Source organism: Enterococcus sp., from assembly GCF_022711995.1.
Classification (GTDB): domain Bacteria; phylum Bacillota; class Bacilli; order Lactobacillales; family Enterococcaceae; genus Enterococcus_D.
Genome location: NZ_JALAHI010000020.1, coordinates 1 through 9,310 on the forward strand (window position 1 = coordinate 1; position 9,310 = coordinate 9,310).

8 protein-coding genes are annotated in these 9,310 nt (G+C 40.6%); all 8 read right to left on the reverse strand.

Features of this window, described 5'->3' with window-relative positions; genetic code table 11:
* Positions 1-297: 297 nt before the first annotated feature.
* Positions 298-1,692: a PTS transporter subunit EIIC gene (locus Q0A12_RS01830; protein WP_227760736.1), complete on the reverse strand. Its 1,395-nt coding sequence runs from the start codon at positions 1,690-1,692 to the stop codon at positions 298-300.
* A gap of 33 nt (positions 1,693-1,725) precedes the next feature.
* Positions 1,726-2,367 (reverse strand): histidine phosphatase family protein, encoded by a 642-nt coding sequence (locus Q0A12_RS01835; protein ID WP_291291017.1) that lies wholly within the window; start codon positions 2,365-2,367, stop codon positions 1,726-1,728.
* A gap of 229 nt (positions 2,368-2,596) precedes the next feature.
* Complete coding sequence (locus Q0A12_RS01840; RefSeq protein ID WP_291291018.1) at positions 2,597-5,035, reverse strand: helix-turn-helix domain-containing protein; 2,439 nt, start codon at positions 5,033-5,035, stop codon at positions 2,597-2,599.
* 172 nt (positions 5,036-5,207) lie between these two features.
* Entirely contained in the window at positions 5,208-5,699 is a 492-nt protein-coding gene (locus Q0A12_RS01845; protein WP_291291019.1) for a GNAT family protein, read from the reverse strand.
* Positions 5,700-6,245: 546 nt separating this feature from the next.
* The gene (locus Q0A12_RS01850; protein ID WP_291291020.1) at positions 6,246-6,575 is read right to left on the reverse strand and encodes a PTS lactose/cellobiose transporter subunit IIA; all 330 of its coding nucleotides are present in this window, start codon (positions 6,573-6,575) and stop codon (positions 6,246-6,248) included.
* Positions 6,572-7,396 carry a Cof-type HAD-IIB family hydrolase gene (locus tag Q0A12_RS01855; protein WP_291291021.1) on the reverse strand — a complete coding sequence of 275 codons (825 nt, stop codon included), beginning with the start codon at positions 7,394-7,396 and terminating at the stop codon, positions 6,572-6,574. Before Q0A12_RS01855 ends, Q0A12_RS01850 begins: the two co-directional genes overlap by 4 nt.
* Positions 7,393-8,322, reverse strand: coding sequence for an ROK family protein (locus tag Q0A12_RS01860; protein ID WP_291291022.1), 930 nt, complete (start codon positions 8,320-8,322; stop codon positions 7,393-7,395). The genes Q0A12_RS01855 and Q0A12_RS01860 overlap by 4 nt, the downstream gene beginning before the upstream one ends.
* Before the next feature lie 4 nt (positions 8,323-8,326).
* A partial coding sequence (locus Q0A12_RS01865) for an MFS transporter (RefSeq protein ID WP_291291023.1) occupies positions 8,327-9,310 on the reverse strand: 984 nt, incomplete at its 5' end.

A 9,310-nucleotide genomic window follows, 5' to 3' on the forward strand; every position in this document is an offset into this window, starting at 1 on the left:
CATACTCAAAGGGTAATTTCGCTGAAAGACTCCAAGAAAAAAAGGCGTTGCCAGTCAAAACTAAACGCCTCCGCCAATCGTAATGGGACTGTGTCATAAGTCATCTTCCAACAAGTGAACCCGAATCATATGCTATTACGGTGGATTCCTCTGACTTTTTGCGACGAGGAGCTACTGCACCGCAGGAGCAATACTAGTTGTTCGGATATTTTTACTTGTCGGAGACTTATGGCACAGTCCCATCGGTCTACCACTATTTAAATCATCTACTTGAAACCTGTTTTCTAAAATGGTTGATTATTTATTATTCCCAGCAATTTTTCCTTCAAAGGCTTGATCATCCCAGTTACAGAAGAAATACGTCAATAAGAAGGAGACACTAAAACTGATTACTAAACTAAGGATCCCCCATAGGACATTGACTTGCAGATTATCCGAGCCAAAATAGGCAAAGACATTGAACACCCCTGAAAGTCCTGGAGCATAGATTTTTACTCCCATCAATCCGGCGATTCCCCCTGCAACAGCCCCTCCGATACACCCAAAGATGAACGGTCTTTTGGCTGGAATATTGATCCCATACATGGCCGGTTCAGTCACACCAAGAATCCCTGTGATCCCGGTGGAAATCCCCAATGATTTGATCTCTTTGTTGCGACTTCTTAATGCAACGGCAAAAACGGCACCTGCTTGACCTAACGTAGCGGGAGCGACCATTCCGTAGATTGGATCATACCCATACTGGATAAAATAATTGATCAAAATCGGTGTGATGCCCCAAGCTAAGCCGAACAAAACGATTAGCTGCCATAGTCCGCCAAAGACAATCCCCGTTAGCACAGGACTGACATTATTGACCCAATTCAAGGCAATAGATAAACCATCAGATAATGCAGTCACCAATGGTCCTACCCCTAAAACAACGATTGGCACGGCGATGATCAATACGCAAAACGGTACAAACACCATTTGCAATACATGAGGAATCGTCCGCTTGAAGAATTTTTCTAAAACAGATACTAACCAAGCAGCAAAAATCGCCGGTAATACTGTACTTGAGTAATCGATATAACTTAATGGCACCCCGATGAATGTAGCCGCCGTTCCTGAACCTACTGCATCGATCATCATCGGATAAACTAACACGGCACCAATCAAAGCAGAAAGATACGGTGTTGCACCAAACTTTTTCCCCGCAGTGAATCCTACAAAAATCGGGAAGAAGTAATAAATGACATTGGATGCTGAATATAAGACAGTATAAGTTCCGGTATCTGTTGCTAAAACATTAAATTGGGTCAGGATCGATAAGACCCCTTTTAAAATACCGCAGGCAGCAATCAAACCAATCAATGGAATAAACGTTCCGATCACTACACCTGTGATTTTATCGAAAAGACTTTCTTTTTGATCCCCTTCGTCTACCGCAACGGTTGGTTGGCTCTGCAAACCAGTGACTGTAATGAATTCATCATAGACATTGCCAACTTCCGTACCAATGATGATCTGATATTCACTGCCCCGTTTGTTGATTCCTGTTACACCAGAAATACTTCTCACTTGCTCATCATTCACTTTTGAACCATCTTGAAACTGCAATCTCAAGCGAGTAAAACAGTGGGTCGCACTGACAATGTTTTCTTTTCCACCAATAGAGTTAAGGATATTATCAATTAATGTTTGATACTTCATCTGATTGTTCCTCCTTGTTTTTGCTGAATGATCTTATTCTGCTGCTACGTTATATGACACCAATCGTTGCTGTCCTCCAACCATCTCGATGGTTGTGACCCCTGAATTGATCAGCTCCTCTGCGCAGTCAATCGTTGGATCGATCAAATACGCAATGTTGCGAATCGTGTTTCCATGGGTCACTAGCACCACTTGCTCTTCTTCCACAAACATTTCGCTGATTTTTTTTAAACCTTGAGTGATACGTGTGATAAACGTCTGATAATCCTCCGCATCACTTGTTGGATCACTTGTATGAAACGCATCCATCACTTCATTGATCGGCAGTTGCGTATAAAAATCTTGAAGGGAATCAAAGCCCTGCTTCTTCGCGATCTCCGGCCAAACATTGCGATTCAACTCTCCTTCATAGGAGCCAAAAAAAGTTTCACGAAATTCCGGCATCAATACCACTTCTTGTGTGGTGGCCAAACATTCGTTGATGATTTTGCTGGTTTCGATCGTCCTTCCTAAGTCACTGCTAAGCACATGGGTGATTCCATGGCTCGCTAAGTATTCGCCGCACCGGCGGGCACTTTGCCGTCCTTTATCTGTCAAGGGTGTATCGGCCCATCCTTGCATGCGGCCGTATTTATTTAGATACGTTTCGCCATGCCGTATTAAAAAAAGTTTCACTAGTATCCCTCCACTAACAAATCAAGATTTCACTTGGAGAATTTTTCCCGGGTAATGATTCCCCTTGTACGCGTACAACAAACTATAGTTTTTAGAAAGCGATTACAAAATGAATCATATCAATTTTTTTCTTGTTTCACTTCACAAGCTTGCTGATTTTTCTTGTCTTTACTTGACAACATTTACTAGCAGACAAAAAAAAGCGAGATAAGTATGGTACTTATCCGCTTTAATTAATAAATTGAATGCTTTTGAATAAAATCTCATGTGTTTCTATCTCATAGTTTAATGACAAGCGATCGTTTGCTTGAAGGTAATCCAGATGCATTTCAGGAATACAGTTCATCATCAGATAGTTGATTTCTTCTGCATCTAAAGATTGATCTGTCCGTAATTTGATGATTTCTTCCAAATGTCCCCCGCGCTCTGGCAATAGATTTTTCGTTTTGATTTTTACTTTTGCCGCCGCTAACCAAGTCGGCAACTGAATACTCAACTTGACGCTTCTTGGGAGTTTATTGTTAAAAATCGTATAAATGTTTTCCTTCCGAAAAGAGCCTTGAGAATTGTAATAGTAGGAAGAGTTCAAATGGGCATAATGGGTGGCTAAAATATTGATCGTATAAGGATCTGGCATAGTCACTAATAAATCTTCGCTGGAATGGATCACCTGACCTGTCATTTGAGTTAGAAAAACAAAGGCATGAAAACCGCTTTTTGGAATACCGTTTTGCGTCAAAAGTCCGGAACCGCCAAAAATCTCGCGGTCGTTCACATCTTTGGCCACCGTAGCGGCATCCGAATAGAGCCAGTAGCCGACCATTTGGCAGTAAGGCAAAACTTCGATCACATTTTTGATGATATAATTTCCTTTGAATGCCGTATCATTGATCAGATTTCGGTTTAAGATGGTCACATTAAACTCGGTGATATACAATGGAATCTCTAATTGTGACTGATCCAAACTTTTCCGAATCGTTTTGATATGTCGGGACATAAAGTAAATGTCTGGAGAGATGGGGTTTTTCCGTTTTTCTTCGGTAAAATCACTTTTGATCTCATCCATTGGAAAGACACCTACACTAAAAAAATCAGGATGAATTTTTTCATTTTGCCAAGCACGAATAAAGTCCCCGACACTACTGTTGTTGATCTCTACACTGATGCCGCATCCGCCAACTGCAATTTCCGGAACGATTTTCTTGATCCTTTGGCTGATTTGACTGAAAAAGTAAAAATACGGTTTATCCTCAATAATCTTCAGTGGGCGCCCGTTAGTCGTCACTTCACTTAAATGCAGCGCATTGATCGTTTGCAGTACGATTTTTTGCGGCTTCCAGACTTCTACTTTCCAAGAGGCCACTGCTGCGTAGCCGTAACGACTGAGGCAATGAGAGAAAAATTTTTCTATGACTGCGAGATAAGCCTCTAAAGAAAGACCTACTTTTGAGAAGGGATGATTTTCGATCAACGTCCGATAATCGCTGTAAATCGTTTTTCCTTTAAAGCCCAATTCCAGAAATGGCGTCATCCCTGCTTGAATAACCGTATCAAGAATCAAATCTACTTGACTAAAATCTAACTTTTCTTGATGGTCTCCGATTATTTCAGGACTCAATAATCCCCAGATTCGTCCATAGCTAAAGTTGATCTTCTGTTTGTTCGCCAAAATCTGCTGCGCGAATTTGTAGTGCAATAAATCAGCTGCATAGCCTAAGTTGATCAAAAACTGCATCTCATAATTTCGACGATTCTCCATATCGATCTGAATCGTCTTCAACTCTCCCGCATCACTCGTCGCTTTTTTCTCAATCAACCGTTTCAAATCATTGAAGTCGGGTTCAGTCATTGTTTCAGGTGCTGTTGTTACGACAATTCCTTGTTTGACTTCTTTTCGATAATCCGACGGAGTCATGCCTTGATTCTTTTTAAAAATCCGATTAAAAGAATTAATATTGGAAAAACCGGCCTCATAGGCAATATCGATGACCGACTTTTCAGTATGTAGTAATTCATTACGCACTTTTTCCAGTCTTTTTTGGATGGTGTAATCACTAATGGAAATACCGATTTCTTTTGAAAAAAGCCGGGATAAGTATTGTTCCGACAGAAATAAGCTGCTGGCGATCTCCGAAAGTTTGATTTCCTTGTTAAAGTTATTGTCGATATAAAATTTCAACTCTTCAATTTTTTTGATGGCACTCTTTTTACGGTCTAAAACGATTTTTTTGCGATAGTTTTTTTCTAAAATACCGATCAAGCCAAAATAATTTTGATAAACAAAGGCGTTTTGATTGTATTCTTTGAATACATAGAGCTGTAGGATACTATTGATAAATTTAACTACCTCATAATCCGCCGTCTGCGAATGCTCCACGGAATTCCCTTGAAAAATGTATTCAATATCCGTATCTTTGTTATTCATTGTCACTTCATAAGTCAATGTAAGGTGAAAGACCTCCGCATTCTTACTGCTAAGGGAATAGGACTGTGCTTTAGGCACAATCAAAAAATCATCTTTCTGAAGAACAAAATATTGGTCCTCGTGACTCAGTGATGCATCACCAATCAATACATAAATGAGATGGATGTGGTTGTCAAAAAAATAAAGCTCACCGTTATTTACTTTTTCAATCTTGATGTTTTCCCACGGATTAACTAATTGCATATCATCAACTCCATTAAATTTCTCTCTAAAGATGGCTTGGCTTCTTTACAGCAAAAGCTTGTTTCGTTGTTGTGAACACCTGCAAAAAAGGAACTGTTCTTCATACCTCCTCCGAATATTGCTTTATGAACGCACAAAATCAGTAAAAAAGATGGTTTGCAATAGTTCTTCCTTAAAATACATACTCCATCACAACCGTCGAACACCACTCGCCAATCTGATTTTTCCAATTGTCTTTCATAAAACCAACTTTTTTAAATCCTACTTTTTCATATAATTTCAATGCTGGTTCATTCGTATGATTAACGGTAATCTGAATCTTTTTGAACCGATCATGGGAAGAAATTCTCTTGATACCGGCTTTTAAAGCCGCTTCACCATACCCTTGTCGTTGTTTTGAACGCTCACCGATTTTTATATCAAACGTTGCTACTTCCCCTTCAAGAGGCTTGTAAGCAAACTCACCAATGGCATTCTCTTCCTCGACAATCAATAAGAACTCACCAGCAATTTCTTCGTAATAATAAAGAGACTGATTGATTTCTTCAATAGTGACCTGTAAGCCTTCAGGAAAACCTACCGCAGCCATTACCAAACCGTCTTGCCACCATTTTTGGATCAGCGGACTATCCTTTGTTGTTGCCTTTCTAAATGAAATGTTCATAATTCTCCTTTGCTTCACTCAGTGATTGCTTTTTTTAATTGCGTCCATTTTGAGAAGTACCGTCATCATATATTCAAAACAATTTTATCTGCGTGCAACTCATTATTTTTCATAAAACCTGTTGCTCACCTTTGAAGACTGCAGCCTATTTTTTGTACACGGTTTAATGAAAAGTATGACATAAAAACCATTTATAGTAAACGCTTACTGTTTTTGCGAAAAAATTTGCGGTGCTATCATTTGGGTGTCTTCCTTTGTAACGGACAATAGAACATTCTAAAAGTAATAATAGCAATCGTAAATCTTCCAGTGGCCCTTTTCATGCCCCAGTCCTTGTATTCACCAAAAAAGCTGTAACAAAAGGCTTGTCACAGCTGGTTTCCGCACAGAGGTTGTGGTACAACCTCTTCACTATTCTCTTTTATTGTTTCTTCACTTGCTGTTAGTGAGGCTTTTCAATATCGCCAACTAAGCGGATCGCTTTTAATCAAGTGAATCCCCCTAGCAAACATTTTATCCATTTTGCGTGATCAAACGGATCAATTGCTATGCAGAGAGGGTGTTTGCGGCAATTTTTTTATGCAGATCAATGATTTCCTTCGCTAAATCACAAAATGCGATTGCTGTCATCAAATGGTCTTGGCTATGAACGGTTAACAGCGTGATTTCGGCTGCATTGCCTTTGGCTTCATTAGTCAGCATTGAAGTTTGGGCATGGTGTGCTTCCACGATCGCATTTTCGGCAGTTTTGATCTTTACAGCAGCTCCAGCAAAATCCCCTTTCTTGGCGGCACTGATGGCTTCCATTGCATCACTTTTTGCGTTCCCACTATAAATGATCAATCCCATGACGGATTCTAATTGTTCTTGATTCATTTTTGAAAATTCCTCCTAGATTTAAGTAATTGTAACAGCGAATAATTGACGCCATCTTCTTCATTTGTTTTTGTCACATAATCTGCCTGCTTTTTTATTTCAGAATCAGCATTTCCCATAGCGACACTGATTCCAGCCAATTTCAACATGGAAAGATCATTTTCATTGTCACCAATTGCCAAGATTTCAGCAGGTTTAATGTTCAAGTAGTTTGCTAAACGATGCAGCGTTTGTCCTTTACTAGCTTCTAAAGGTAAAAACTCATAAAAAAAGTCTAAGCTTCTCATTTCATTAAACCGAGTGGCAAAACTTTCGGGAATCTGCTGGATCACTTCATCGATCACAGCCTTTTCACCAACAAACATTATTTTGTATAGGGGTATTTTGTGTAAGAAATCAGCGGTCACTACATGGATCTTGCCACCGTTCAAGTAACTATCATACGCAGTATAAGGATCAATCAGTTGGTTGGTGGTATAAATGCCATCACGGCTTTGAATGTGGATATTGACATTCAAGCGTTGGCTAAGTGCTGCTAATTCTTGGTAATCCTCAGCTGATACGGTTTGTTCAAAAAAGATTCTTTCTCCACGACTATCTGATAAGAGAGAACCATTGAAACTGATCAAGTATTCATTGTCACTGTCTAATCCTAATTTTTTTATGAGACGATTTAATCCGTACAGGGGACGACCCGTACAAAGGACGATGCGGATGTTATTCTGCCGAAGGGTTTGAATCGTCTGGCGAACAGCTTCTGAGAAATTCCCGTTTGCATCTAAGAGGGTTCCATCCAAATCAATCGCGACCATCTGAATCATTCAGCAACACACCCTGTACATTGCAAAACGTGATATGCAGTCCCATAGATCCCGGCATCATTACCTAATAACGCTTTGCGAATTTCCAACTGATTGCGGATCTCTGGGAATAAATATTGTTCCAGTGCCTGTTCTAAAGGAGCCAAAAATGCTGGCCCTGCTTCGGAAACACCCCCACCGATGACTAACTCTTCGGGATCTAGTGTATTCAGTATGCCAGCGAAGGCTTGGGCAAGATAATCCACCGTTTCTTGAATCGTTTGTTTGGCTGCAGGATTCCCCAGTTCAGCTAATGCAAAAATTTCTTTCGTGTTCTCTACTCGTTCAAATCCCGATAGCTGATTCATGGTCTGAATCATACCCGTTGCAGAGCCATAGCATTCCAAACAGTTCGTGTTGCCGCAGCCGCAAATGCGCGCTTCAGAAGTTTTCAATGGGATATGGCCGATCTCTCCGGCAGAAGCGTTCTTCCCATTCAAAATTTTCCCATCAACGATTATGCCGCCGCCAACGCCCGTACCGACAGTCGCAAAGACAATATTCTTGTACTGCTCAGCAGAGCCTTGCCATAATTCCCCTAACGCTGCCGCATTAGCATCATTTAAGACAGTAACCACTGTTTGCAGTTCATCTTCAATGATTTTCTTTAGCGGCAGGTTCTTCCAGCCAAGGTTGACTGCTCTTTTGACTGTCGTATCATTCACCGGTCCCGGTACGCCAATTCCGATACCGAGTAATTCAGCAAGAGAAAATCCTCGCTCTGCCATTTTTGTCCGAATACTTTGAATGAGATCTTGTGGGATGGATTCGCCATTGTTGTCGATCAAGGTAGGGATAACCCATTTATCGATTAGTTGATCGTTGTTAAAAAGTGCCATTTTGATAGTGGTGCCGCCAATATCGACACCGATTATTTTATCTCGCATTGTTTTATCCTTCCTGTTTTTCTTGGACAAAATCAATCTTTGTCTCTTTTTTCATAAAAAATAGGCCGCCTAAAAGGATCAGCTCAATAGCAAAAAGCAGCAATAATACAATAAATCCTACTCTTGCTCCGGCAATGGTTGACTGGGCAACACTTAATGCCTGATCTGATTGACTTTTTGAAATGATCGCTGCAATGATCGACGTGCCAGAGGCTCCAGCAAACTGCTGAAACGTCATAATCAGGGCATTCCCGTCCGCTTGCTGTGCTTTATTCAGCTGAGAGAGGCCATTGGTCATGAGATTTCCGAAGGAGAAACCAATCCCCAACGTGAAAATAAAATAGAGAATACCAATCAAAAGATTACTCAAGTCTTCGGCGAGTAGCAGGAAGGTGCATAATGAAAGAGCAATAACCAGACTTCCACCAATAATCGGCTTCTTGGCTCCAAAGCGATCCATGATGCGGCCGCCAAATGGGGTGAATAATGCGCCTAAAGTAGCTCCTGGAAAAACAACGAACCCTGAAGTTTGCGCGGAACTCTGATTCACCAGTTGAATATAATTTGGCAGAATAAAAACGAGTCCCATCAAAACCAGCTGCATGATAAAAAAGCAGATCAAGTGGATTGTGTAAGCATGATTCCGTAACAAGCTTAGCTGCAGTATCGGATGCTGAACGTTTCGCGTATGGAGGACCAATAGGACTAAACTTATCAACCCAATGACAAAGGCACCACCTACTTTGACTGTCCAGAAGGAAGCGTTTCCGAGATTACTAAAGGACAGAATCATTCCTATGAAAAAAGCAGCAATTAAAAGTACGCCAATCAAGTCGATTTTGGTTCGCTTGATCGTTGTTTTTTGTCCGATCGTGAAAATTCCTAAAATCAGCGATAGCACTAATACCGGCAGTAAAAGGATAAAAATATATCTCCAACCGATACTTGTCACTACTAACCCACCAAAAGTAGGCCCTATGGCTGGTGC